Origin of the sequence: Streptomyces sp. HNM0575 (assembly GCF_012726265.1) — a bacterium.
Classification (GTDB): Bacteria; Actinomycetota; Actinomycetes; order Streptomycetales; family Streptomycetaceae; genus Streptomyces.
Genome location: NZ_JAASAG010000006.1, coordinates 170,081 through 195,809 on the forward strand (window position 1 = coordinate 170,081; position 25,729 = coordinate 195,809).

Annotated in this window: 17 protein-coding genes; 13 read left to right on the plus strand and 4 right to left on the minus strand. The window is 73.0% G+C overall.

Features of this window, described 5'->3' with window-relative positions; all coding sequences use genetic code 11:
- Nucleotides 1–176: 176 nt before the first annotated feature.
- Complete coding sequence (locus tag HCC61_RS16330) at nt 177–1,256, plus strand: hypothetical protein (protein WP_240969042.1); 1,080 nt, start codon at nt 177–179, stop codon at nt 1,254–1,256.
- A gap of 279 nt (nt 1,257–1,535) precedes the next feature.
- Here the strand turns inward: HCC61_RS16330 and serC are convergent, their stop codons facing one another.
- The 3 genes from serC to HCC61_RS16345 all read right to left on the minus strand — a co-directional run bounded on the left by serC (nt 1,536) and on the right by HCC61_RS16345 (nt 4,046).
- Complete coding sequence (gene serC, locus HCC61_RS16335) at nt 1,536–2,654, minus strand: phosphoserine transaminase (RefSeq protein ID WP_169136194.1); 1,119 nt, start codon at nt 2,652–2,654, stop codon at nt 1,536–1,538.
- Between the two features lie 318 nt (nt 2,655–2,972).
- Nucleotides 2,973–3,722, minus strand: coding sequence for a DUF1990 family protein (locus HCC61_RS16340; RefSeq protein ID WP_346777232.1), 750 nt, complete (start codon nt 3,720–3,722; stop codon nt 2,973–2,975).
- A 108-nt stretch (nt 3,723–3,830) separates the two neighbouring features.
- Nucleotides 3,831–4,046: a hypothetical protein gene (locus HCC61_RS16345; RefSeq protein WP_346777233.1), complete on the minus strand. Its 216-nt coding sequence runs from the start codon at nt 4,044–4,046 to the stop codon at nt 3,831–3,833.
- 191 nt (nt 4,047–4,237) lie between these two features.
- Here HCC61_RS16345 and HCC61_RS16350 point away from each other — a divergent pair, with 191 nt between their 5' ends.
- The 11 genes from HCC61_RS16350 to HCC61_RS16400 all read left to right on the plus strand — a co-directional run bounded on the left by HCC61_RS16350 (nt 4,238) and on the right by HCC61_RS16400 (nt 21,514).
- Nucleotides 4,238–4,945 carry a DUF1990 family protein gene (locus tag HCC61_RS16350; protein WP_169136195.1) on the plus strand — a complete coding sequence of 236 codons (708 nt, stop codon included), beginning with the start codon at nt 4,238–4,240 and terminating at the stop codon, nt 4,943–4,945.
- A gap of 128 nt (nt 4,946–5,073) precedes the next feature.
- Nucleotides 5,074–8,154 carry an FAD-binding and (Fe-S)-binding domain-containing protein gene (locus tag HCC61_RS16355; protein ID WP_169136196.1) on the plus strand — a complete coding sequence of 1,027 codons (3,081 nt, stop codon included), beginning with the start codon at nt 5,074–5,076 and terminating at the stop codon, nt 8,152–8,154.
- A gap of 388 nt (nt 8,155–8,542) precedes the next feature.
- On the plus strand, nt 8,543–9,352 hold the full coding sequence (locus HCC61_RS16360) for a TIGR03084 family metal-binding protein (RefSeq protein ID WP_169136197.1): 810 nt from the start codon (nt 8,543–8,545) through the stop codon (nt 9,350–9,352).
- 62 nt (nt 9,353–9,414) lie between these two features.
- Nucleotides 9,415–11,169: an acyclic terpene utilization AtuA family protein gene (locus HCC61_RS16365; RefSeq protein WP_346777250.1), complete on the plus strand. Its 1,755-nt coding sequence runs from the start codon at nt 9,415–9,417 to the stop codon at nt 11,167–11,169.
- Nucleotides 11,166–12,767 (plus strand): carboxyl transferase domain-containing protein, encoded by a 1,602-nt coding sequence (locus tag HCC61_RS16370; protein ID WP_169136199.1) that lies wholly within the window; start codon nt 11,166–11,168, stop codon nt 12,765–12,767. Before HCC61_RS16365 ends, HCC61_RS16370 begins: the two co-directional genes overlap by 4 nt.
- Before the next feature lie 65 nt (nt 12,768–12,832).
- Nucleotides 12,833–15,106, plus strand: coding sequence for a biotin carboxylase N-terminal domain-containing protein (locus HCC61_RS16375; RefSeq protein WP_169136200.1), 2,274 nt, complete (start codon nt 12,833–12,835; stop codon nt 15,104–15,106).
- 119 nt (nt 15,107–15,225) lie between these two features.
- Nucleotides 15,226–16,434, plus strand: a complete 1,209-nt coding sequence (locus HCC61_RS16380; protein ID WP_169136201.1) for an acyl-CoA dehydrogenase family protein — start codon at nt 15,226–15,228, stop codon at nt 16,432–16,434.
- Nucleotides 16,435–16,557: 123 nt separating this feature from the next.
- Nucleotides 16,558–18,174, plus strand: a complete 1,617-nt coding sequence (locus HCC61_RS16385; RefSeq protein WP_169136202.1) for an AMP-binding protein — start codon at nt 16,558–16,560, stop codon at nt 18,172–18,174.
- Between the two features lie 95 nt (nt 18,175–18,269).
- Nucleotides 18,270–19,007, plus strand: a complete 738-nt coding sequence (locus HCC61_RS16390; protein WP_169136403.1) for an enoyl-CoA hydratase family protein — start codon at nt 18,270–18,272, stop codon at nt 19,005–19,007.
- Complete coding sequence (locus HCC61_RS16395; protein ID WP_169136203.1) at nt 18,995–19,627, plus strand: TetR/AcrR family transcriptional regulator; 633 nt, start codon at nt 18,995–18,997, stop codon at nt 19,625–19,627. Before HCC61_RS16390 ends, HCC61_RS16395 begins: the two co-directional genes overlap by 13 nt.
- A gap of 306 nt (nt 19,628–19,933) precedes the next feature.
- Nucleotides 19,934–21,514, plus strand: a complete 1,581-nt coding sequence (locus HCC61_RS16400; protein WP_169136204.1) for a sodium:solute symporter family protein — start codon at nt 19,934–19,936, stop codon at nt 21,512–21,514.
- A gap of 485 nt (nt 21,515–21,999) precedes the next feature.
- Here the strand turns inward: HCC61_RS16400 and HCC61_RS16405 are convergent, their stop codons facing one another.
- Nucleotides 22,000–24,756 carry an excinuclease ABC subunit UvrA gene (locus HCC61_RS16405; RefSeq protein WP_240969064.1) on the minus strand — a complete coding sequence of 919 codons (2,757 nt, stop codon included), beginning with the start codon at nt 24,754–24,756 and terminating at the stop codon, nt 22,000–22,002.
- A 217-nt stretch (nt 24,757–24,973) separates the two neighbouring features.
- Here HCC61_RS16405 and HCC61_RS16410 point away from each other — a divergent pair, with 217 nt between their 5' ends.
- The gene (locus tag HCC61_RS16410; RefSeq protein ID WP_169136405.1) at nt 24,974–25,708 is read left to right on the plus strand and encodes a MerR family transcriptional regulator; all 735 of its coding nucleotides are present in this window, start codon (nt 24,974–24,976) and stop codon (nt 25,706–25,708) included.
- Nucleotides 25,709–25,729: the final 21 nt, after the last annotated feature.

Consider the following 25,729-nt stretch of genomic DNA (forward strand, 5'->3'; position numbering starts at 1 on the left):
CCAAGCCCTTGGAGTGGGCTCGAAGCAAGCGCCTCCCCGAGAGCCTCGGGCCTGGGTGGGACCCTCGCCCAGAGCCTCCGGCCGGGTGGTGCCTCCCCCAGAGCCTCCGGCCGGGTGGTGCCTCCCCCAGAGCCTCCGGCCTGGGTGGTGCCCCCAGAGTGCGGGAGACTGTCGCCATGGGTGTGCTGTCTGTGATTTGCCGCCGCGCCGCGCTACTGCGCCGCGCCGTCGCGGCCGTGGGGGCCGTCGGGGCCGTGGGAGCGGCGGGGCTGCTGGTGCTGGGGCCGGCGGCGGTGGCCGCCGCCGCACCGTCGGGGGGAGAGGAGGGGCCGGGCTCGTTCCGTATCAAGGACCCGCGCATCACGGAGTCGAGCGGGCTCGCGGCGAGCCGCACGCACAAGGGCGTCTACTGGACGCACAACGACTCCGACGACGGCCCTTACGTATACGCCGTGGACTCCTCGACGGGCAGGACGGTCGCCACGGTGACCCTCCAGGGCATCGACCCCCGCGACGTGGAGGCGATCTCGACCGGCCCGGACGGCCAGGTGTACGTCGGCGACATCGGCGACAACTTGAACGGCGGCTGGAACGAGGTGTGGATCTACCGCTTCCGCGAGCCGGCGAAGCTGCGGGACACGACGGTCGCGCCGACTCGCTACACCGTGCGATACGCCGACGGCCCGCGTGACGCTGAGTCGCTGATGGTCCATCCGAAGACCGGCCGCGTCTACATCGCCAGCAAGAACCAGAACAAGAAGGGCGGCATCTACGCCGGCCCGGAACAGCTCTCCGCGTCGGGCGTCAACGTCTTCCGGCGCATCGCCCGTACCGAAGTGTGGGCCACGGACGGCGCGTTCTCGCCGGACGGTACGCGGCTGGTGCTGCGCAGCTACTTCGGCGGGGAGATGTTCCGCTGGCGCGACGGGAAGCCCGAGGCCCTCGACACCCCCGTCAGCGTGCCCATGGCCGGGCAGGGCGAGTCGGTGACCTTCACCGACGACGGACGCACCCTGATGTGCGGCTCGGAGGGGAAGGGCAGCACGGTCGACCCGCTGGAGCTGGACGGCGAGCTGCTGCCGGACAGCGTTCCCGCGGACGATCGCAAGGCGGACGGCGGCGCGCAGGGCGGCGGTGCCGCGGGCGGCGGGGACGAGGGGCAGCTCGACGAGAAGAAGGTCGTGGTCGGGGGCGGTGCGATCGCCGGCCTGGTGGTGCTGTGGATGCTGCTGCGGCGGGGGTTCCGCAGGAGGTGACGCGGCCGGTGCGTGCGGCGTGGCCGGTACCGGCGGCGCGTGCGGTCCGTGCGGCGCTTGCGGTATGTGCGGCGCGATGGGGGTGCGGCCGGTGCGTGCGCCCATGCCCGTTCCGCCGTGGCCCGTTCCGCCGTACCCACGATGTTGGGCACAAAGCCGAAGGCGGGCCCGGACGCCGCTCGTTCGCGGTGTCCGGACCCGCCTTCGGTACGCGGTGACCCGGAGGTCCCCGGCGGCCTGGAAGCTCCCGGCAGCCGGAGGACCGGGCTGGATCCTCGCCTAGAGGTTCTCGGCGACGTAGTCCACGCAGCGCGTGAGCGCCTCCACGTCGGAGGGCTCGACCGCGGGGAACATCGCCACGCGCAGCTGGTTGCGGCCCAGCTTCCGGTACGGCTCGGTGTCGACCACGCCGTTGGCCCGCAGCACCTTGGCGATCGCGGCGGCGTCGACGTCCTCGTTGAAGTCGATCGTGCCGACGACCTGGGAGCGCTGCGCCGGGTCGGAGACGAAGGGCGCTGCGAACTTCGCGTCCTCCGCCCATCCGTAGAGCGTCCGCGAGGACGTCGCGGTGCGGCGCACCGCCCAGTCGAGACCGCCCTGGCCGTTGATCCACTCCAGCTGGTCGCCCAGCAGGAAGAGCGTGGCCACGGACGGGGTGTTGTACGTCTGGTTCTTGCGGGAGTTGTCGATCGCGGTCTTCAGGTCGAGGAACGCCGGGATGTGCCGGTCGGAGGCGGCGATGCGCTCCGCCCGCTCGATGGCGGCCGGTGAGAAGACGGCGATCCAGAGGCCGCCGTCGGAGGCGAAGGACTTCTGCGGGGCGAAGTAGTAGACGTCGGTCTCGCGCACGTCGACGGGGAGGCCCCCGGCGCCGGACGTGGCGTCGACGAGCACCAGCGAGCCGTCGTCGGCGCCGGCGACCCGCTCGATGGGCATGGCGACGCCCGTCGAGGTCTCGTTGTGGGTGAGTGCGTAGACGTCGGTGCCGGCCTCGGCCCGCGCCGCGGGATGGGTGCCGGGCTCGGACTCGATCACCGTGGGGTCGCTCAGCCACGGCGCCTGCTTGGAGGCCTTGGCGAACTTGCTGGAGAACTCGCCGAAGGAGAGGTGCTGCGACCTGGTGTCGATCAGGCCGTGCGTCGCGATGTCCCAGAAGGCGGTCGTGCCGCCGTTGCCCAGGACCACCTCGTAGCCCTCCGGCAGCTGGAACAGCTCCTTGACGCCATCACGCACCCGGCCGACCAGGTTCTTCACCGGGGCCTGGCGGTGTGAGGTGCCGAGTAGCGAAGTGCCGGTGGCAGCGAGCGCGTTCAGCGCCTCCGTACGCACCTTGGACGGGCCCGAGCCGAAACGACCGTCGGCGGGCTTGATGTCAGCGGGAATCTGGAGATCAGCCACACGGGCAGCCTAGTGCGTTCCTTCACACGGCACCGCAGGTGGTCCAGCCGCTGAGACGAAGGCCCTGTTCAGGCGGGGTTCAGGCGGGGTTCGGACGGGGTGCGCGGCGGGTGCGTACGCGGATGGCCGCCCAGGTGTCACGAGGCGCCGGCGCCGGACGGGGTGCGCCGGACGGGGTGCAGGGTCAAACCCCCTCCGCGGAGGGCATGTACCACCGCGGAGGGGGACGGCGGCGGAGCTGCTCTCTCGAACTGCCGACGCCTTCATCCCATGCAGCGCTGCGAGATGCGTTGCCACGGGTCTCCGTTAACGCCGAGTTCAACCACGTGTGTGACTCGTGTGGCTCGGGGGCGGAGGAGCCGGCCCGCGCCGCCTGCCGCCGGGCGCGATCACGACGCGGCCGTCGCCCGGGTGCGGTTCCGGAGCGGACGGGGAGCCCCCGTGCAGCTCGTCCAGCAGCAGCCTGCGCAGCCGCCGGGCGCTGCGCCGGTAGAAGCGGCGCTGCGTGACCCGGCCGAAGAGCACGAACCCGAGGCGGACCAGCGGGTTGCGGATCGGGGCCCGCCGGGAGTGGGCGGTGATGACGAAGTCCACGTCGCCCGTGGCCAGATGCTTCACGACCTCGTAGGCGAGCTCGCCCTCCTCCAGGTGGCCTTGCAGGGTCTGGTAGCCCCAGCCCCATGCGCGGCGTGCGCTCTCGCCCGTACCGCGTGTGGTGTCGGTGAGCGAGGTGATGCGCACGCCGAAGTCGAAGCGGAGCCCGTAGAAGCGGGCGTCGAGGAGGATGTCGCGGCCGAGCAGCGGACCGGTCGCGTCGTACAGGCCGCGCAGGATGTACGGGTCGGCGAACTGGTAGTCCCGTACGAGACGGCACGCGGTCTCCCACGGGCCGCCGGCCGCCGGGGCGCCGGGGGACTCCGGCGGCAGCGGCTGCACGTATGAGTCGAAGTGCCAGCCCGTCGCGGGGGCGGCGCCGGGAGGCGGCTCGGGGTAGTTGACGTCCAGGCCGCGGAGGGCTCGCAGGGCGGAGAGCGCGCCGGCGCGGCGGAGACGCCCCTCGCGGATCACGCGTTCTCCGCTTGGCCCGCTTGGCCCGCTTGGCCCGCTTGGCCCGCTTGGCCCGCTTGGCGCCGGGAGCCACGCGTGACGAGGGCGCCGTGCCCGCCCGTGACGCCGTTACTCGAACTCACGCAGCGACTGGCCCAGCAGCAGCAACGTGGGAGCCCACAGGCCCACGAAGATGGCGCGGCGCTCGGCGTTGCCGCGCTCGTCCTGGTCCAGGCCCGCCGCGCGCATCCACAGCACGAGGCACAGGCCGACCGAGCCCATGGCCGACGCCTGAAGATGGCTGCTGCGCAGCCCCGTGTGACGCATCACCGTCTCGGTCAGCACCTGCGGCCTCCGTCCTCCGGGTCGCCCGGGCACCTCGGATGTCCCGGGTCCTTCAAGCTCCCCGGGTGCACCGGGGAACGCCGGTCCTGCGGCGGCGACAGGCGCACGGCGCCCGCGCGCACGAATGGTGCGTATGGTGTCATTCGCTCATGTCGACACCCCATGCCGCACCTCCGCAAGGGCCCTCGCCGATGAGGCGGCTCGGAGCACTGGCGCGCTTTCCGCTGGGCGTGCTGGTGGTGTCGTGGCAGTACCTGTGGCGCGTGACGGCCCTGCACCGCGGCGAGGCGCCCGGCGACGCCGGCGATCTGCCGCCCGGACTGCCCGCGGAACTCCGCGACGAGCGCTCCAAGCCCCTCGCGGACGGCACGGGCCCGATGTTCCACCGCCGCTTCACCGTGCGCATCGAAGGCTCGTCGATGACTCCCGCGGAGCTGATCGGGGCGGTGACGTCGAATCTCAACCGGATCGCCCCGTCGACCGTCGCCGTCTTCCACAAGACCCGCGGCGGCGACGGACCGCCGTGCGTGGGCGACGAGTACCGGGTGCAGATGCCGGGGCCGTGGGACGGGCCGGTGCGCGTCGTGCACAGCGACCCGGTCTCCTTCCGCTTCGGCACGCTCCAGGGGCATCTGGAGGCGGGGCAGATCGAGTTCCGGGCCGGCGAAGCCGCGGACGGCGGGCTGGAGTTCACGATCGAGGCCTGGTCGCGTGCGGGCGACCGGCTGGCGGATCTGCTCTACGGGCGGCTGCGGGTGGCAAAGGAGATGCAGTTCAACATGTGGGTGCACTTCTGCCTGCGGGCGGCCGCGGTCTCCGGCGGGCGCTCCGCGGGCGGCGTGCACATCGACACCCGCAGCATCCCCGAGGAGCTGTGCCGCCGGGCTGCGGCCGTGTGAGCACCGGGCCCCGGCGGCCCGGACCGGATCCCGTGAGGCTCCTCCCCGTACGGGACCGGCGGGCCGAAGAGCCCCGTATCGCCAGGTGAGGGTGCCCTTCCGGGGCCCTCAGCGTGCACGCTTGACCCATGGCAGAGGCACACGCGCGCACAGCGGCACAGTCAGCACAGGAACAGGCACGGGCACAGGCACGGGCACAGGCGGGGACAGGGGCGGGAACGGCGGCGGAGGCGACCGCCGCGCGTACTCAGGCGCGCGAGCTCGAACGGGCGCTGCGCGAGGCGGTGCCCGGCGGTGACATCGGCTTCGGCACGGGCACGCGCTCGCTCTTCACGATGGACGCCTCGAACTACCGGCGCGTACCGGTGGGCGTGGTCGCACCCCGCGACCGCGACGACGTGGAGGCGGTGCTCGCCGTCTGCCGCGAACAGGGCGTGCCCGTCGTGGCGCGCGGCGCCGGCACGTCCATCGCGGGACAGGCCACCGGCACCGGCGTGGTGCTCGACTTCACACGGCACATGGACCGCATCGAGTCCGTCGACCCGGAGACGCGCACCGCGCTCGTGCAGCCCGGAGTGATCCTCGACCGGCTGCGGGACGCCGCGGCACCGCACGGACTGACCTTCGGCCCCGATCCGTCCACGCACAGCCGCTGCACCCTCGGCGGGATGATCGGCAACAACTCGTGCGGCTCGCACTCCGTCGCCTGGGGCACGACGGCCGACAACGTACGGGAGCTGGAGGTCACCGGCTACGGCGGGCAGCGGATGACGCTCGCCCCCGGTGGCGAGGGAGTGCCCGAGCCGCTGCGCGAGGAGGTGCGCGCCCTGGTGAGCGGCGAGCTGTCGCGGCTGCGCACCGGCTTCCCCGAACTGCCGCGCCGCATCTCGGGTTACGCCCTGGACGAGCTGCTGCCCGAGAAGGGCGAGGACTGGGCGAGGGTCTTCACCGGCAGCGAGGGCACGCTGGGCGTGCTGACGCGGGCCAGGGTCGGGCTGGTTCCGGTTCCGGGGGCGCGGGTGCTGGCGGTGCTCGGTTACGCGGACGAGAGCGCGGCCGCGGAGGCCGCCGCGGGTCTGCTCGCGCACGGGCCGCTGACCGTCGAGGGCATGGCGAACGACCTGGTCTCCGACGCGGCGCGGGCCGATCTGCCGCGCGGCGGCGCCTGGCTGTTCGTCGAGGTCGGGGGCGACGACGAGGCGCACGCGCGCTCCCGCGCGGAGGAGCTGTGCCGCGCGGCGGCGGACGGCACCACCGACCACCGGCTCGTCGTGGCGCCCGCGGCGCAGCGCGCGCTGTGGCGCATCCGCGAGGACGCCTCGGGCACGGCGACCCGGCTCGGGGACACGGAGGCGTGGCCCGGCTGGGAGGACTGCGCCGTGCCGCCGCCCCGACTGGGCGCGTATCTGCGGGACTTCAGGGCACTGCTGGACCAACACGGGCTGCGGGGGCTGCCGTACGGGCACTTCGGGGACGGCTGCATCCATGTGCGCATCGACTTCGATCTGATGGACGACGCCGGGATCCGGCGCTTCCGTGCCTTCTCGGCGGACCTGGCGGACCTGGTCGTCGCACACGGCGGCTCGCTCTCCGGCGAGCACGGCGACGGGCAGGCGCGGGCGGAGCTGCTGCCGCGGATGTACGGGGAGGAGATGGTCGGCCTCTTCGGACGCTTCAAGGACCTGTGGGACCCGTCGGGCGGGCTCAACCCGGGGATGCTGGTGCGTCCCGCGCGCATCGACGAGAACCTGCGCTTCGCGCCGCTGCCGCGCGAGCCGGTGGACGTCGAGTTCGGCTATCCGCACGACGGCGGCGACTTCTCGGCGGCGGTACGGCGCTGTGTGGGCGTCGCCAAGTGCCGTAACACGGAGGCCGGTTCGAGCGTGATGTGCCCGTCCTTCCGGGCCACCGGCGAGGAGCGGCACTCCACGCGGGGCCGCGCCCGGCTGCTGCACGAGATGCTCGCGGGCGAAGTGGTCACGGACGGCTGGCGGTCGGAGGAGGTCCGCGAGGCCCTCGACCTGTGCCTGTCGTGCAAGGGCTGCCGCAGCGACTGCCCGGTCTCCGTCGACATGGCCACATACAAGGCCGAGTTCATGCACCACCACTACGAGGGCAGGCGCCGCCCGATGGCGCACTACTCGATGGGGCGGCTGCCGCAGTGGCTGCGGCTCGCGGCGGCGAGCCGCACGGTGCCGCTGCTCAACGCGGCGGCGCGGGTAGGGCCGTTGGCGGCACTGGCGAAGCGGCTCGGCGGGCTCGCGCCGGAGCGGGCGATCCCGCCGCTGGCGCGGGTGCCCTTCACGCGGTGGTGGAAGCGGCGCGGTTCGGGTCCCGGTGCGGGTACGGCCTCCGGTTCCGGTGCGGGTGCCGATGCGGGTGCGGCCTCCGGTGCCGGTGCGGGTTTCGGCGCGGCTGCGGGCGGTGCCGCCGAAGCCGCCGCCGGCCCTGAGGCAGCCGCCGACGGCGCCGCCCGCGAGATCGTGCTGTGGCCCGACACCTTCACCAACTACCTGTCTCCGGAGGCCGGTTCGGCTGCCGTGCGGGTGCTGGAGGACGCCGGGCTGCGGGTGAGCGTCCCGGACGGGCAGGTCTGCTGCGGCCTCACCTACGTCTCCACCGGCCAGCTCGACCAGGCCCGTGCCGTCATGCGCCGCACGCTGGACCGCGTACAGCCCGCCCTGGACGCGGGGCTGCCGGTGACCGTGCTGGAGCCGCCGTGCGCCGCGGCGCTGCGCACCGACGTTCCGGAGCTGCTGGGCGACGACCCGCGTGCGCGGCAACTCGCGGACTCCGTACGGACCTTCGCGCAGACCCTCGAGGAGTACGCGCCCGGGTGGCGGCCGCCGCGCGTGGACCGTCCCGTCGCCGGTCAGACCCACTGCCATCAGCACGCCGTCATCGGGGACGCCGAGGACCGGCGGCTGCGTGAACGGGCAGGCCTGACCGGGGAGTTGAGCAAGGGCTGCTGCGGACTCGCGGGCAACTTCGGTTTCGAGAAGGGGCACTTCGAGGTGTCCGCGGCGTGCGCCGAGGATCAACTGCTGCCCGCCGTAAGGGAGGCCGGGCCGGACGCGGAGCTGCTGGCCGACGGCTACTCGTGCCGTACGCAGCTGGAGCAGCTGGGCGGGCACCGCAGCCGTCATCTGGCGGAGGTGCTCGCGGAAGGACTGGAGCGGGCGGAGGCGCGCCGCGGGGAGGAGCAGTAAGGAGACGGACCCTGGGCGCGGGGAGGGGGCGGCCGGGCGCCCCGAAGAGTAATGCAAGCACGCTTGCTTGTTTTTCCTCGCGCTGTCACGCTCAATGGGTGCCGGACGGGCGCGAGTCCGAGTCCGGCTGCGAGTACGCGTACGGGCACCGGCGTCCGCGGGCGCGGTGCCGGTATGCGGTCGGCGCACGGCTGGTATACGGCCCGCGTACGGCCGCCGCACGGTCGGCATGCAGTCGGCACGCGGCCCGTGTGCGGGCCCGTGTGCGGGCCGGTATGCGGGCGGCGCGCGGCTCGCGGACGGCTGGTGCACGACCGGTATACGACACATATGCGCTGGTCACGCCGGGCGGGAGCCCGGGGCGGTGGCGGAAAGGGACGGGCGCGGGATGGCGGACGACGCCGGAGACGTGACGGGAGCGGTCCTCGCGGACCTCCGGGACGAGGGCGAGGCCCTGGAAGGGCTGGTCGCCGGGCTCGACGCCAAGGAGTGGGCCCTGCCGACGCCCGCGCCCCGCTGGACCGTGGCCCACCAGATCGCCCATCTCGCTTGGACCGACGAGCAGACGCTGCTGGCCGCGACCGACGAACCAGCCTTCCGCGACGCCTCGCAGGCGGCGCTCGCCTCGCCCGGCACCTTCGTCGACGAGGGCGCGGAGACGGGCGCCGCGCAGCCGCCCGCCGTCCTGCTGGAGCGCTGGCGTGCCGGGCGGGACGAACTGCTGCGGGTGCTCGGCGAGTTGCCGAAGGGGCGGCGGATCCCGTGGTACGGCCCGTCGATGAGCGCCGCGGGCATGGCCACCGCGCGGATCATGGAGACCTGGGCGCACGGCGAGGACGTGGCCGACGCGCTCGGTGTGCCGCGCCTTCCGACGGAGCGGCTGCGTCATGTCGTACGGATCGGCGTGCGGGCACGGGACTTCGCCTACGCCGTGCGCGGGCTCCAGCCGCCGGGGGAGCCGTTCCGCGTCGAACTGAAAGGCCCCGGCGGCGAGTTGTGGACCCACGGCCCGCAGGACGCGGCGCAGCGCGTGACCGGTGACGCCGTCGGCTTCTGCCGCCTGGTGACGCAGCGGATACACCGCGACGACGCGCGCGTACGGGCCGAAGGGGCCGACGCGCAGCGGTGGCTGGAGATCGCGCAGGCCTTCGCGGGACCGCCCGGAGAGGGGCGCGCACGCAAGGAGGAGCAGCTGTGAGCGCCGGGGCGGGCAGCGCCCCGGGGACCGGCGGCGCCCAGGCAGGCGGGGGCGCCCCGGGCATCGGCGCCGACGCGGACGTGCTGCGCGTCGGCAACTGCTCCGGCTTCTACGGCGACCGCTTCGGAGCGATGGAGGAGATGCTCACCGGCGGCGGGCTCGACGTGCTGACCGGGGACTACCTCGCCGAACTGACCATGCTGATCCTCGGCCGCGACCGGCTGAAGGACCCCTCGCGCGGCTATGCGAAGACCTTCCTGCGGCAGCTGGAGACCGGGCTGGGCCTCGCGAAGGAGCGCGGGGTGCGGATCGTGGTCAACGCGGGCGGGCTCAATCCGGCCGGACTGGCCGACGCCGTACGGGAGTTGAGCGAGCGGGCCGGTGTGCCGGCGGCCGTCGCGCATGTGGAGGGCGACGACGTACTGGCACGGGGGCCGTCCGGCGACGCGGCCGGGGGCTGGGGCGAGGGCGTGCTGACGGCCAACGCGTATCTGGGCGGCGGCGGCATCGCCGAGTGCCTGCGCGCCGGCGCCGACGTCGTCGTGACCGGCAGGGTGACGGACGCCGCGCTGGTCAGCGGTGCGGCGGCGGCCCACTTCGGCTGGGCGGACGACGACTGGGACGCGCTCGCGGGCGCCGTGATCGCCGGTCACGTGCTGGAGTGCGGCGCGCAGGCCACCGGCGGCAACTACGCGTTCTTCGCGCAGGAGGGCATCGACGTGACCCGGCCGGGCTTCCCCCTCGCGGAGATCGCGCGGGACGGAAGCTCCGTCATCACCAAGCATCCCGGCACCGGCGGCGCGGTGACGCCCGGCACGGTCACCGCCCAGCTGCTCTACGAGACGGCGGGCGCCCGCTACGCCGGTCCGGACGTGACCGCCCGGCTGGACACGGTGCGCCTGTCGGAGGACGGCACGGACCGGGTGCGGATCGACGGCGTACGCGGTGAGGCGCCGCCCCCGGAGCTGAAGGTCGGCCTGACCCGGATGGGCGGCTGGCGAAACGAGGTCACGTTCGTGCTGACGGGGCTCGACATCGAGGTCAAGGCGGCGCTCGTACGGCGGCAGTTGGAGGCGCAGCTGTCCGGGCCGGGGGTCCGGCGCCCGGCGGAGGTGAGCTGGACCCTCGCGCGCACCGACCACGCGGACGCGCCCGTGCAGGAGGAGGCCAGTGCGCTGCTGCGGCTGACGGTGCGCGACCCGGACGAGGCGGCCGTCGGGCGGGCGGTGAGCGGGGCGGCGATCGAGCTGGCGCTGGCCAGCTTCCCCGGGTTCCATGTGACGGCGCCGCCCGGAAAGGGCTCTCCGTACGGGGTGTTCGAGGCCGCGTGGGAGGACGCGGCGAGCGTGCCGCACGTGGCGGTGCTGCCCGGCGCGGAGAGGGTGGACGTACCGCCGCCGCCGAAGACGCAGCGCCTGGAGCCCGTCGAAGAGCCGCCGCTGCCCGAACCGTTGCCCGATCCGCTCCCGGAAGCGTACGGGCGGCCGCGCCGGACTCCGCTGGGCGCGCTGGCCGGTGCGCGCAGCGGCGACAAGGGCGGCAGCGCGAACGTGGGCGTGTGGGTGCGTACGGACGAGGCGTGGCGGTGGTTGGTGCATGCGCTGACAGTTGATGAAATTTGTCATCTGCTACCTGAAATCCGTCATCTGACAGTCACCAGGCACGTCCTCCCCGATCTCCGCGCGCTCAACTTCACCGTCGACGGCCTCCTCGGCGAGGGCGTCGCCTCCCAGGCCCGCTTCGACCCGCAGGCCAAGGCCCTCGGGGAGTGGCTGCGTTCACGAATGACGGACATCCCGGAAGGACTTCTCCCGTGAGTGTGCTGACCTCGGCGCTGGACGTCTCCGGCGCCGACTACGCCGGACACCGGCAGCAGATGCTCGACCGGATCGCCGAACTGGACGCCGAACTGGCGAAGGCGGTCGCGGGCGGCGGCGAGAAGTACACCGAACGCCACCGCAAACGCGGCAAGTTGCTCGCCCGCGAGCGCATCGAGCTGCTGCTCGACCCCGACACCCCGTTCCTCGAACTGTCGCCGCTGGCCGGCTGGGGCAGCGACTACACCGTCGGCGCTTCGCTGGTCACGGGCATCGGCGTCGTCGAGGGCGTCGAGTGCCTGATCACGGCGAACGATCCGACCGTACGGGGCGGCGCCAGCAACCCGTGGACGCTGAAGAAGGCGCTGCGCGCCAACGAGATCGCCTACGCCAACCGCCTGCCCTGCATCAGCCTCGTCGAGTCCGGCGGCGCGGATCTGCCCAGCCAGAAGGAGATCTTCATCCCGGGCGGCGCGCTCTTCCGCGACCTCACCCGGCTGTCGGAGGCCGGAATCCCCACGCTGGCCGTCGTGTTCGGCAATTCGACGGCCGGGGGCGCCTACGTTCCCGGCATGTCCGACCACGTGATCATGGTCAAGGAGCAGTCGAAGGTCTTCCTCGGCGGCCCGCCGCTGGTGAAGATGGCGACCGGCGAGGAGGCCGGCGACGAGGAGCTGGGCGGCGCCGACATGCACACCCGCGTCTCTGGGCTCGGCGACTACTTCGCGCTCGACGAGCCGGACGCGCTCCGCCAGGCCCGCCGCGTCGTCTCCCGTCTCAACTGGCGCAAGGCGCACGGCGGTTCGGCCGGCGTCCCGGCGCCGCCGAAGTACGACGAGGACGAGCTGCTCGGCGTGGTGCCCGGCGATCTGAAGACGCCGTTCGACCCGCGCGAGGTGATCGCCCGGGTCGTGGACGGCTCCGACTTCGACGAGTTCAAGCCGCGTTACGGCACGAGCCTCGTCACCGGCTGGGCGCGGCTGCACGGCTATCCGCTGGGCGTGCTCGCCAACGCGCGCGGCGTGCTGTTCAGCGAGGAGTCGCAGAAGGCCACCCAGTTCATCCAGCTGGCCAACCAGCGCGACATCCCGCTGCTGTTCCTGCACAACACCACCGGCTACATGGTCGGCAAGGAGTACGAGCAGGGCGGCATCATCAAGCACGGCGCGATGATGATCAACGCCGTGTCCAACTCGAAGGTGCCGCACCTGTCGGTGCTGATGGGCGCCAGCTACGGGGCGGGCCACTACGGGATGTGCGGCCGGGCCTACGACCCGAGGTTCCTGTTCGCGTGGCCGAGCGCCAAGTCGGCGGTCATGGGCCCGCAGCAGCTCGCGGGCGTGATGTCGATCGTGATGCGGGAGTCGGCCGCGGCGAAGGGCAAGCCGTTCGACGAGGAGGCCGACGCCGGGCTGCGGGCGATGGTCGAGCAGCAGATCGAGGCGGAGTCGCTGCCGATGTTCCTGTCCGGACGGCTCTACGACGACGGCGTGATCGACCCCCGCGACACCCGCACGGTGCTCGGTCTGTGCCTGTCCTCCATCCACACGGCTCCGGTCGAGGGCGCGCGCGGCGGCTTCGGCGTCTTCAGGATGTGAGCGCCGTGACGGCTGCGGGACGTACGGGGAGTGCGAGTGCTGCGATGGGCGGAGTGGAGCAGAGAATGATCACATCGGTGCTGGTCGCGAACCGCGGGGAGATCGCCCGGCGCGTCTTCCGTACGTGCGCGGAACTGGGCGTCGCCACGGTCGCCGTCCACTCGGACGCCGACGCGCGCGCCCCGCATGTGCTGGAGGCCGACGCCGCGGTGCGGCTCCCCGGCGACTCGCCCGCGGACACGTATCTGCGCGGCGATCTGATCGTCGAGGCCGCGCTCGCCGCGGGCGCCGACGCGGTGCACCCCGGATACGGATTCCTCTCCGAGAACGCCGGTTTCGCGCGTGCCGTGCTCGACGCCGGCCTCGTATGGATCGGGCCGCCGCCCGCGGCGATCGAGGCGATGGCGTCCAAGACGCGTGCGAAGGAGCTGATGCGCGAGGCCGGCGTGCCGCTGCTCGATCCCGTACGCCCGGAGGACGCGACCGGAGGTGACCTGCCGCTGCTGGTGAAGGCCGCGGCGGGCGGCGGCGGACGCGGCATGCGGATCGTGCGCGAACTCGCCGCGCTGGAAGGGGAGATCGAGGCGGCACGCGCGGAGGCCGCGGCGGCCTTCGGGGACGGCGAGGTCTTCGTCGAACCGTATGTCGAGCGCGGACGCCACGTGGAGGTGCAGATCCTCGCCGACGCGCACGGGACGGTGTGGACGCTCGGCACCCGCGACTGCTCGCTGCAACGGCGCCACCAGAAGGTCGTGGAGGAGGCCCCCGCTCCCGGGCTGAGCCCCGGACTGCTCGACGTGCTGCACGAGTCGGCGGCCGACGCGGCACGCGCCGTGGACTACCGGGGTGCGGGCACCGTGGAGTTCCTCGTCGCGGGCGGCGGTACGGGTGACAGTCACGGTACGGGCGACGGCTCCGGCACGGGCGACGGTCACGGCACCGGTGAGGGTGAGGGCGAGGGCGAGGGCGAACCCCGCGCGTACTTCCTGGAGATGAACACCCGGCTCCAGGTCGAGCACCCCGTCACCGAGTGCGTGCACGGCGTGGATCTCGTCGCGTTGCAACTCGGCGTCGCCGAGGGCGAGCCGCTGGACCCGGACGGGCCGCCGGCAGCCCGTGGACACGCCGTCGAGGCCCGCCTCTACGCGGAGGACCCGGCGCGTGGCTGGCAGCCGCAGACCGGCATCCTGCACCGGCTCGAAGTCCCGGGCGCCTGGCAGGCCTGGTCCGCGGCCACGGCCGCGGGCGCGCCCGCCGGGGTGCGCCTGGACAGCGGCGTGAGCGACGGCGACGTCATCGGCGTGCACTACGACCCGATGCTTGCCAAGGTCGTCGCGTGGGCGCCGACCCGCCGTGAGGCCGTGCGCAGGCTGGCGTCCGCGCTGGAGCGTGCGAGCGTGCACGGGCCGGTGACCAACCGCGATCTGCTCGTGCGGTCGCTGCGCCACCCGGACTTCGCCGCGGGCCGCCTCGACACCGGCTTCTACGACCGCAATCTGGAGGCGCTCACCGCGACCGGGCCCGAGTCCGGTGGCGAGTCCGGGCCCGAGCCCGGAGGCGAGCAGAACCGCCGACTGGCCGCTCTGGCCGCGGCGTTGGCGGACGCGGCACGCACGCGCGCCACCGGCGGCAGCGTCTCCGCGAGGCTCGGCGGCTGGCGCAACGTGCCCGCGCATCCGCAGTCGAAGACGTACCGCGCCGAGCCCTCGGGCGACGAGATCGAGGTCCGCTACCGCCTCACCCGCGACGGACTGCGCCTGGAGGGCGGCGACTTGGGCGGCCTCGGCGAGGCTGGAGGGCCGAGCGTCCGCCTGCTGGAGGCCGCGCCCGGGCGCGTCGCCCTCGAAGTGGACGGTGTGCGCCGGGACTTCGCGGTGGCGCGTTACGGGGACGGCGGGAACTACGCGGACGGGGACGGCGGTTCGCACGTCCATGTCGACGCGCCGCCGCCCCTGGGCTCGTACGCCTTCACCGCCCTTCCCCGGCTGCGGGAGCCGGAGACGGTCAACGACCCCGGTTCGCTGCTGGCCCCCATGCCGGGTGCCGTCGCACGCGTCGTGCCCGGTCTGGCCGTCGGTTCGGCCGTCAAGGCCGGGGAGCCGCTGCTGTGGCTGGAGGCGATGAAGATGGAGCACAAGGTCGTGGCGCCCGCCTCCGGCACCCTCACCGCGCTGCACGCCGAACCCGGCCGTCAGGTGGAGGTCGGCGAACTGCTCGCCGTCGTCTCCGAGAACGGCACCACGCAGCCGGCGCAGTCGACGGAGACGGCACGGACGGCGCAGCCCGCGCAGACGTCCGGAGCCGCCGCCGCGGAGCCCGCACCGGCGTCCGCCCCCTGACGAGCACCGTCCCCTGACGAGCACCGTCCCCTGACGAGCACCGGCACCCCACCACCCCCGACAGCCGCCACCAGCCCCACCGCCCCGAACCAGCCGTCCTCCGCCGAGAAGGAGCCGTCATGCCCCAAGCGAACGCCGCCCTGCTGGAGACCGAGGAACAGCGCGACCTGCGAGCGGCCGTCGCCGCGCTCGGAAAACGCTACGGGCGCGAGTACTTCACCGGCGTCGTGGCCGAGGGCAAGCACACCGACGAACTGTGGGCCGAGGCCGCGTCCCTCGGCTACCTCGGCGTCAACCTCCCCGAGGAGTACGGAGGCGGAGGCGGGGGCATGTCCGAACTCGCCATCGTCCTGGAGGAGTTGGGCGCCGCCGGCTGCCCTCTGCTGATGATGGTCGTCTCGCCCGCCATCTGCGGCACGGTCATCGCACGCTTCGGCACCGAGGAGCAGAAGGGCGAATGGCTGCCCGGACTGGCGGACGGCAGCCGCAAGATGGCCTTCGGCATCACCGAGCCCGACGCGGGCTCCAACTCCCACCGCATCACCACGACCGCACGCCGCGACCCGGCGTCCTCCGTGGCGGAGTCCGGGGAAGGGGACTGGCTGCTGTCCGGCCGCAAGGTCTTCATCTCCGGCGTCGACATCGCCGACGCCACGCTCATCGTCGGCCGCACCGAGGACGAGCGCACGGGCAGGCTCAAGCCCTGCCTGTTCATCGTCCCGCGCGACGCGGCCGGGTTCACGCGCAGCCCCATCGACATGGAACTCGCCGCTCCCGAGAAGCAGTTCGAGCTCGTACTCGACGACGTACGGCTGCCCGCTGACGCCCTCGTCGGCGGCGGGGACGGCGAGGACGCCGGGCTGCTCCAGCTCTTCGCCGGCCTCAACCCCGAGCGCATCATGACGGCCGCCTTCGCGATCGGCATGGGCCGTCACGCCGTCGACCGGGCGCTGGACTACGCCCGTACGCGCACGGTGTGGAAGGAGCCCATCGGCAGCCACCAGGCCATCGCGCACCCGCTCGCCCAGGCCCACATCGAGCTGGAGCTCGCCCGGCTGATGATGGCCAAGGCCGCCGCGCTCTACGACGCGGGCGACGACATGGGCGCGGGCGAGGCGGCCAACATGGCCAAGTACGCGGCCGGCGAGGCGTGTGCGAAGGCCGTCGACCAGGCGGTGCACACCCTCGGCGGCAACGGGCTGACCCGGGAGTACGGCATCGCCTCCCTGATCACGGCCTCGCGTGTGGCCCGTATCGCCCCCGTAAGCCGTGAGATGGTGCTCAACTTCGTCTCGCATCAGACACTGGGCCTGCCCAAGTCGTACTGAGGTTCCGGGTTCCGGGTTCCGGGTTCGGCGGGGCGGCGCGATCGGCGGTCGTGGACGGACCGCAGGCCGCGCCCCGCAGGCCGCGCCGCGCCGCCGACGACCACGCCGCTCCGGGAGGGCCGCATGATTTTCCACAGCGAGTACGCCGACGTCCCCGTCCTCGACGAGGCCATCCACGACGCCGTGCTGGGCCGTTCCGCCGTGGAGCACGCGGGCCGTACGGCGCTCGTCGACGGCCTCGACGGCACCGCCCTGACCTATGCGCAGCTCGACGCCTTCTCCCGCCGCATCGCCGCCGCCCTGGCCGACGCCGGGCTGCGCAAGGGCGACGTGCTGGCGCTGCACAGCCCCAACACCCTTGCCTTTCCTGCCGTCTTCTACGGGGCGACCCGCGCGGGAGCGGCCGTCAGCACCGTCCATCCGCTGGCCACGGCCGAGGAGCTGGCACGCCAGCTCGGCGACTGCGGAGCGCGCTGGCTCGTGACGGTCTCGCCGCTGCTGGAGACGGCGCGGCAGGCCGCCGAGCGCTCGGGGTACCCGGACCGGGGCGTGAGGGAGATCTTCGTGTGCGACCGCGCGGAGGGGTACCGCAGCGTCCTCGACATGCGCGAGAGCACCGCGCCGGAACCGCGGGTGGCCGTGGACCCCGGGCAGGACCTCGCCGCGCTGCCGTACTCCTCGGGCACCACGTCCATGCCGAAGGGCGTGATGCTCACCCACCGCAACATCGCCACCAACCTCGCCCAGCTCGCCCCGCTGATCCCGACGGGCCCCGAGGACCGGCTGCTGGCGGTGCTGCCGTTCTTCCACATCTACGGACTGACGGCGCTGCTGAACGCGCCGCTGCGCAACGGCTCCAGTGTCGTGGTGCTGCCCCGCTTCGAACTGAGGCAGTTCCTCGCGGCCGTCGAGCAGCACCGAGTCAACATCCTCTATGTCGCGCCCCCGATCGTGCTCGCCCTCGCCAAGCACCCCGCCGTGGACGAATACGACCTGTCCTCGCTGGAGTTCGTCCTCAGCGCCGCCGCGCCGCTCGACGCCGAGCTGGCCACGGCGTGCGGACGGCGGCTGAACGTGCCGGTCGTCAAGCAGGCGTACGGCATGACCGAGCTGTCGCCCGGTACGCACGTCGTGCCACGGCACGTGAACGCACCGCCCGGAGCGGTCGGGAAGCTGCTGCCGTCCACGCAGATGCGGATCGTCTCCCTCGACGACCCCGGGCGCGACGCCGGCGAGGGCGAGGCGGGCGAGGGCGAGGCGGGCGAACTGCTCTTCCGCGGGCCGCAGGTGATGAAGGGCTACCTGGGGCGTACGGGCGAGACCGACGCGATGATCGACGCCGACGGCTGGCTGCGCACCGGCGACATCGGGCGCGTGGACGCCGACGGTTGGCTCTACGTCGTCGACCGCGTCAAGGAGCTGATCAAGTACAAGGGCTGGCAGGTGGCACCGGCCGAGCTGGAGGCCGTGCTCCTCGGACACCCCGCGATCGCGGACGCCGCGGTCATCGGCGTGACGGACGAGGAGGGCAACGAGGTGCCGAAGGCCTTCGTCGTACGGCAGGAGGGCGAGGACGGCGCGCGGCTGAGCGAGGCGGACGTGCTGGCCCACGTGGCGGAGCGGGTGTCCCCGTACAAGAAGGTGCGGCGGGTGGAGTTCACGGCGGAGGTGCCGCGCGCGGTCAGCGGCAAGATCCTCCGGCGCGAGCTGCGGGCCGCGGAGAGGACCGGAGAGAAGTGACGGGAACCGGAACGGGAAGCGGCGGGGCGGGAAGCACCGGAACGGGGAGCGACGGAACGGGAAGCGACGGGGCGGCACCGCCCGAAGGCCCGCCGGTGCGCAGCGCGTACGAGCAGGGCGTCGCCGTGCTCACCCTCGACTCCCCGCACAACCGCAACGCGCTCTCCAGCGGCCTCGTCTCCGGGCTCTACGCCGGACTGGAACGCGCCGCTGACGATCCCCGGGTGCGCGCGGTGCTGCTCACGCACACCGGCAACACCTTCTGCGCGGGCGCCGATCTGCGGGAGGGCAGCGGAAGTCCCGGCGACCTGGCGGCACTTCTGCGCACGATCGTGGAACTGCCGAAGCCGGTCGTCGCACGCGTCGACGGGCATGTGCGGGCGGGCGGCACCGGCCTGCTGGGGGCGTGCGACATCTCGGTGGCCGGGCCGGGTTCGAGCTTCGCCTTCACCGAGGCCCGTATCGGGGTGGCTCCGGCGGTGATCTCCATGCCGCTGCTCCCGCGTCTCGACGCGCGGGCCGCCGCCCGCTACTACCTCACCGGCGAGCGCTTCGGCGCCGCTGAGGCCGCCCGCATCGGGCTGGTGACCATGGCGGCGGAGGACGGCGAGGACGCCGGGGAGATGCTGGCGCCCGTGCTCGACGGGCTGCGGCGCGGCTCCCCGCAGGGCCTCGCGGAGTCGAAGCGGCTGGTCACGGCCGAGGTGCTGCGCGTCTTCGACCGGGACACCGACAGCCTCGCGGAGCTGTCCGCGCGGCTGTTCGCGTCCGACGAGGCCCGCGAGGGCATGACCGCCTTCCTCGAGCGACGGGAGCCCGCATGGGTGCCGTGAACGTCCGCGGGGCCGCACCCAAGCAGGACCGCAGCCGCGCGACGCGGCAGCGGCTGCTGGAGTCGGCGGTCACATGTCTCGCCGAACACGGCTGGACGGGCAGCACGGTGACGGTCGTGGCCGAGCACGCGGGGGTCTCGCGCGGCGCGGCGCAGCACCATTTCCCCACCCGCGAGGACCTGTTCACCGCGGCGGTCGAGTACGTGGCCGAGGAGCGCTCCAAGGCGCTGCGGTCCCCGGCGCGTGCGGGCGGGCAGGGAGCCGCGAACGAGCAGGGGGGTACGGACGGCACGAAGGCGGCCGTCGGGATGCTGGTCGACCTCTACACCGGGCCGCTCTTCCGGGCCGCGCTGCAACTGTGGGTCGCGGCCTCGAACGAACCCCAACTGGGCCCGCGCGTAACGGCGTTGGAGGCGCGGATCGGCCGGGAGACGCACCGGATGGCGGTGGAGCTGCTGGGCGCGGACGAGTCTGTGCCGGGCGTCCGCGAGACGGTGCAGGGGCTGCTCGACATGGCCCGCGGCCTGGGGCTGGCCAATCTGCTGACGGACGACAGCGCGCGGCGTGAACGGGTCGTCGCGCAGTGGGAGTCGATCGTCCGGGACGCGCTCGCGAGGTAGCGGTCCTCATTCACCGACGTGGACGGCGGGCCGCAACTGCGGTCCGCCGTCAGGTCGTTCGTCTCCGCGGTGATATGCGCTTGTGCGCGCTATTGACGCTCTACGTGGGCACTTCTATGGTGACGTCGATTCATAAACCTGGCAGGCGTTCATGATGATGAACGGGTCGCGGTGCAGGGGACGTTGCGCGGATGTCGCGGGGACGGTGCGGCGCCTGCGGCGGTGCCGGTGGTCCGTGCCGAACCTGCCGTACGACGCGCTGAACGTGCCGAACGTGCCGGCGCACGCTGAATGCGAGGAGTCGTGATGTCCGTACTCGACTGGACCGTGGTCGGCGCCTACTTCTTCGTGATGCTGGCCATCGGGGCCTGGTCGAAGACCCGCGTCGAGAACGTGGCGGACTTCTTCACCGCCCGCGGCCGCGTCCCCTGGTGGCTCTCCGGCATCTCCCACCACATGTCCGGCTACAGCGCGATCATGTTCGTGACCTTCGCTGCCGTCGCGTACGACTACGGCGTCACCGTCTACTTCTGGTGGCCGCTGACCATCGGACTCGGCATCGGCGTCGGCGCGTTCGTCTTCGCCGCGCGCTGGAACCGGCTGCGCGCCAAGCACGGCGTCAACTCGCCGCTCGCATATCTCGCCGTCCGCTACAACCTGCCCACCCAGCAGGTGCTCGCCTACAGCGGCGCAGTGCTCAAGGTCGTCGACATCGCGGCCAAGTGGGTAGCGATAGCAGTGCTGTTGCAGGGCTTCGCGGACGTACCGCTGGTGTGGGGCATCGGCGTCACCGGCGTGTGCACCATGTTCTACGTGACGTTCGGCGGCCTGTGGGCCGATGTCCTCACCGACTTCGGGCAGTTCGTCATCCAGGCCGTCGCCGGATTCGCGATGCTCTTCGCCGTCATGGCGCACCTCGGCGGCGTCTCGTCGCTGTGGACGATGTGGGGCGACCTGCCCGAGGGACACGGCCACCCCGTCGCGGGCAATGTGACGGCCGGGCTGATCCTGGCGTTCCTGCTGGTGAAGACCTTCGAGTACAACGGCGGCATGTGGAACCTGGCGCAGCGCTACATGTCCGCGCCCGACGGCTCCCGCGCCCGCAGGTCTGCGCTGCTCTCCGCCGGGCTGTGGCTGGTCTGGCCGTTCATCCTCTTCGTGCCGATGATCGCGGCGCCGCTCATCGTGCCCGGCCTGAGCAACTCCGAGGACTCCTATGTACGTCTCGCGCAGGAACTGATGCCCACGGGCTTCATCGGGCTGCTGCTGGCCGGCTTCTTCTCGCACACCATGGCCATGGTCGCCTCCGACGCCAACGTCATCACGGCCGTCATCACCCGCGACCTCGCGCCCGTACTCGTGCCGCGCGTACGGCGGTTGACCCAGCGCGGGCAGTTGCTCTTCGCCCGCGTCACCACGGTCGCCTTCGTGACGGCGAGCATGGCGCTGGCCCTGCTCAGCGACCCGGACGGCTTCATCATGACCGTGGTCGTGAGCATCGTGGCCGCGACCATGGGGCCCATCTCGATCCCGCTGATGCTGGGGCTGCTGCCGTGGTTCAAGCGGATCGGGCCGATGGCCGCGATCGTGTCGTGGGCCGGCGGGCTCGCGGTGTGGGCGTATCTGTACTGGGGCGTGGGCGACGCGTCGGAGGCCGTCACGGTGGGCTTCCCCGTGCTGACGTCGCTGGTGCTGTACGTGGGCATCGGGCTGCTGAGGCCCGAGACCGACGCGGAGCGCGCCGCACTCGTCGACTCCCTGAGCAGCGACCCGACCGAGGAGGAACGACTCGCCCTGGAACGGCAGTTCCTCGCCGACCCGGACAAGGGCGGGGAGCCGGACGCGGACGGGGACGGGGAGCCGGAGAAGCCGACGGCCGTCCGGTAGGGCCCTCACGGGCCCGCGGATCGCCCCGGTGCGCGTCGTCGGCGGTTGCCGCTGCGCGGCGGCGAACGGGGTCCGGCGCCCGGCGCCGGAGGGCGGACCGGAGCGCGGCGCTCCGAGGTGTGCCCGGTCCCGCGCCCGTCCCCGCCTGTGCGGTGCAACTGCCCGGGCGGAGCCCGGCGTTCCGAGGTCTCGCCCGGTCCCGCCCCCCGCCTGTGCGGCGCAGCCGCTTCCGGGCGGAGCGCGTTGTGTGAGGACGGGGCGCAAGCGAAGGGGCCGAAGGTGCCCTCCGGGTGGTGACAGAGACGGGCTGACAATATTTGTCAGCCGTCAGCCGTCAGCCGTCAGCCGTCAGCCGTCAGCCGTCAGCCGTCAGCCGTCGGCCGTCAGCCACCGCGCCAGCGCCCGCGCCTCCGGCACGGGGCCGCCGCCCCGGCGGTCGGGCCCCCGTCGGCCCGTCGGCTCGCCACAGGGGCCTGACCTGACCCCTACCGCCCCCGCAGAAACGCCCCCGTTCTGGACGCGGCCACGCGCGAGACCTCGCGCGGGGTGCCCTCCGCGACGATCTCGCCGCCGGCGGCGCCGCCGGCGGGGCCCAGGTCGATCACCCAGTCCGCGGCCCCGATGACGTGGAGGTCGTGCTCGACGGTGACGACCGTGTTGCCCGCGTCGACGAGTTGCTGGAGCACGGCCAGCAGCCGTGCCGTGTCCGCCACATGGAGTCCCGTCGTCGGCTCGTCGAGCAGGTAGAGCGTGCGTCCCGTCGAGCGCTGCCCCAACTCCCGCGCGAGCTTGATGCGCTGTGCCTCGCCGCCCGACAGCGTCGTCGCGGGCTGCCCCAACCGCAGGTAGCCGAGGCCGACTTCGCTCAGCCGCCGCAACCGCGACTCGGCCCTCGGCACGTCGGCGAAGACGCCCAGCGCCTCCTCGACGGTCATCTCCAGCACCTCGGCGATGTCATGGCCGCTCCCGCGCGACACGTCGGCGGCCTCCCCCTTCGCGTACCGCGCACGCTTCCCGTAAGGCGCAGCCTTCCCGTACCGCGCAGCCTCCCCGTACCGCGCCGCGAGCACCTCGCCGCGGAAGCGGCGCCCGCGGCACGCCGGGCACCGCACCTCCACGTCCGGCAGGAAGTGCATGGAGACGCTGAGCACGCCGGAGCCGGTGCAGCGCTCGCACCGGCCGCCCGCCACGTTGGGGGAGAAGTGCTTTGCGGTGAGGCCGAGTTCGCGGGCGCCGGGGGTCGCGGCGAAGGCCTCCCGGATGGGGGTGAAGGCGTCGGAGTACGTCGCGGCGTTCGAACGCGGCATGCGGCTGATGGGCTGCTGGTCGATCGTGACGACCTTGTCCAGATGCTCCCAGCCCGTGATCTCCTCGTGCGGGCCCGGGAGTTCGCCCGTTCCGTGGAAGTGCCTGCGCGCGGCACGGTCGAGGACGTCGAAGAGCAGCGACGACTTCCCCGAACCCGAAGGCCCGCTCACCGCAACGAACTTGCCCAGCGGGAGGCGCGCGGTGACGCCCTTGAGGTTGTGGGCACGCGCGCCGCGTACGACGAGCGACGCGCCGCTGCCCGTACGCGGCGAATCCGGCCCCGGCATGGTCACCCGCCCGGAGAGGCAGTCGCCGGTCACCGAGCCCGGCGTCGCGGCCACCTCCTGCGCCGTGCCCGTGGCGACGATCCGGCCGCCGTCGCGTCCCGCGCCCGGCCCGACGTCGACGACGTGGTCGGCGGCCCTCAGCATCTCCAGGTCGTGCTCGATGACGAGCACCGTGTTCCCCAAGTCCCGCAGCCTGCTGCACAGCACTTGGATGAGCCGCCCGGTGTCCGAGGGGTGCAGGCCGATGGTGGGCTCGTCCAGCACGTACAGCACTCCGGTGAGCCCCGAACCGAGCAGCGACGCGAGACGCAGCCGCTGCGCCTCACCGGCCGACAGGCTGGGCGTGGCCTGCTCCGGCGTCAGATAGCCGACGCCCACGTCGACGAGCCTGCGCACACGATCCCGCAGATCGGCCACGACGGGCTCGGTGACGAGCCGCTCCTTTCCGGCGGCGGTGTCCGCCAACTCGTCGACCCAGGAGGCGAGTTCGACGAGGGACATGCGCGCCGCGTCCACGATGGTGATGCCCGCGACGGTCACCGCCCGGCTCTCCGGCCGCAGCCGGGTGCCCGCGCAGTCGGTGCACACCTCTTTGACGAGTGAACGCTCGGCCTTCTCGCGGTAGTCGGCGTCGTCGATGCGTTCGGCGTAGCGGCGCAGCATGTTGGTCACGACGCCCTCGAAGCGTCCGCGAGTGACGATCGCGGGCGGCTTCGTACCGGGGAAGTGCCTGCGGAAGGCGTCGCTCTCGGCACCGTGCAGCAGCAGATCGCGCTGCGCCTGCCCGTACTCCTTCACCGGCAGGTCCGGGTCGAAGGTGAAGCCGAAGTGCCGTGCCGCGGCGTGCAGTACGGGGATGTTGCGCTCGGTCACCAGAGGATGCCAGCCGCGCACCGCGCCTCCCGCGACGCTGCGGCTCTCGTCGAGGAGGCTGTCCAAGTCGGCGTGGAAGACGGTGCCCAGGCCGGTGCAGGCGGGGCAGGCGCCGTCGGGCTTGTTGAACGAGAAGCTGCCCATGACCAGTTCGGGCACGGGCTTGCCGCAGTGCGGGCACGGCACGGCGGGCCCGGCACCGCGGCCACCGGCCTCCCCGTGGCCCTCTCCGGTGTCTCCGGTCCGCACACCGGCTTCGAAGTCCCCGCCGGGCCGGGCGACTTCACCGTGTTCACCCTCTCCGCCGTCCCCGTCGTACGCCCCGTCCCCGCCGTACGCCCCGTCCCGGTCGTCCGCTCCTTCCACGTCGTAGGAGGGCGGCACGTCCCCGCCGCACGCCAGGCAGCGGCGGCGCCCGATCCGGGCCCACAGCAGCCGCATGTAGGTGAAGACCTCGGTGACCGTGCCGACCGTGGAGCGCGGGCTGCGGTTCGTCAGGTACTGGTCCACGCTGATCGACGGCGACAGCCCGGTGATCGAGTCCACGGCCGGTTTGCTCACGAACATCGTGACCATGCCGAGCGATTCGAGGTACTGCCGCTGCCCCTCCCTGTGCAGGGTGTCGAAGGCGAGCGTGGACTTGCCGGAACCGGAGAGGCCCGTCAGCACGACGAGCGAGTTCTTGGGAACGGTGAGCGAGACGTTCTTGAGGTTGTGCAGGCGCGCGCCCTCGACGCGGATGGCGTCGTCCGTACGGCGTGGGGCGGACGGCATGGGCTGCGGCGCCGGCTGCTGCTTCTCCTCGATGTTCTCCGCGGCATTCATACCTTAAAGTTTCTCATTGAAGTGCACGTTGAGGCTTTTGCGGAGGCTCCGCAGGAGTTCGCCCGAGAACCCTCAACTGCACGGGGAGGGTGGCAGGTTACGGGGACGAGTGGCGCACGGGCGAAAGAGGGGGCGGCAGAAGGTGAGCCTTGAGAGCACGGCGGGGATGGCGGGGACCGCGCGGCTCCGCCCCGTCGACCTCGCGCGGGCGGCCGGCGTATCGGCACAGCAGATCCGCAACTACGAGGCGTCCGGGGTCCTGCCGCCCGCATCCCGTACGGACTCCGGCTACCGCGTCTTCACCGAGCCGCATCGCGGCGCGTTGCTCGCCTACCGCGCCCTCTCCGACGGCCACGGCCCACACGCCGCCCAGGCGATCATGCACGCCGTCCACGACGGCGATCTGCCCCTGGCGCTCGCCCTCGTCGACGAGGGCCACGCGGCACTGCACGAGCAGCGCCGCTCACTGCGAGAGACCGCTGCCGCGCTCGAAGCGGTCGCCGGACAGGACCCGGGGGCGTACCGGATGACGCGCTCCGGGATGCGCATCGGAGAAGTGGCCGCACACGTCGGCGTACGGACGTCGGCCCTGCGCGTGTGGGAGGAGGCGGGTCTGCTCACGCCCGGCCGCGACCCGGCGACCGGCTACCGCCGTTACGGGGCGCGGGAGATCAGGGACGCCCGCCTCGTCGCCATGCTGCGGCGGAGCCGCTATCCGCTGCCGCGGATCGTCGACGTACTGGACGGGCTGCGCCGCACGGGCAGTACGGACGCGCTGCGCGCCGCGGTCGCCCAGCGCCGGGAGGAACTGGACCGGAGGGCGCGCGCGATGCTCGAAGGGGCCGCCCGGCTGCACGCCTACACCGACGGCGCGGGGCAGGGGCAGGGGCGGCCGGGCTGAGCGGCGCCGGGCCCGGCCCGC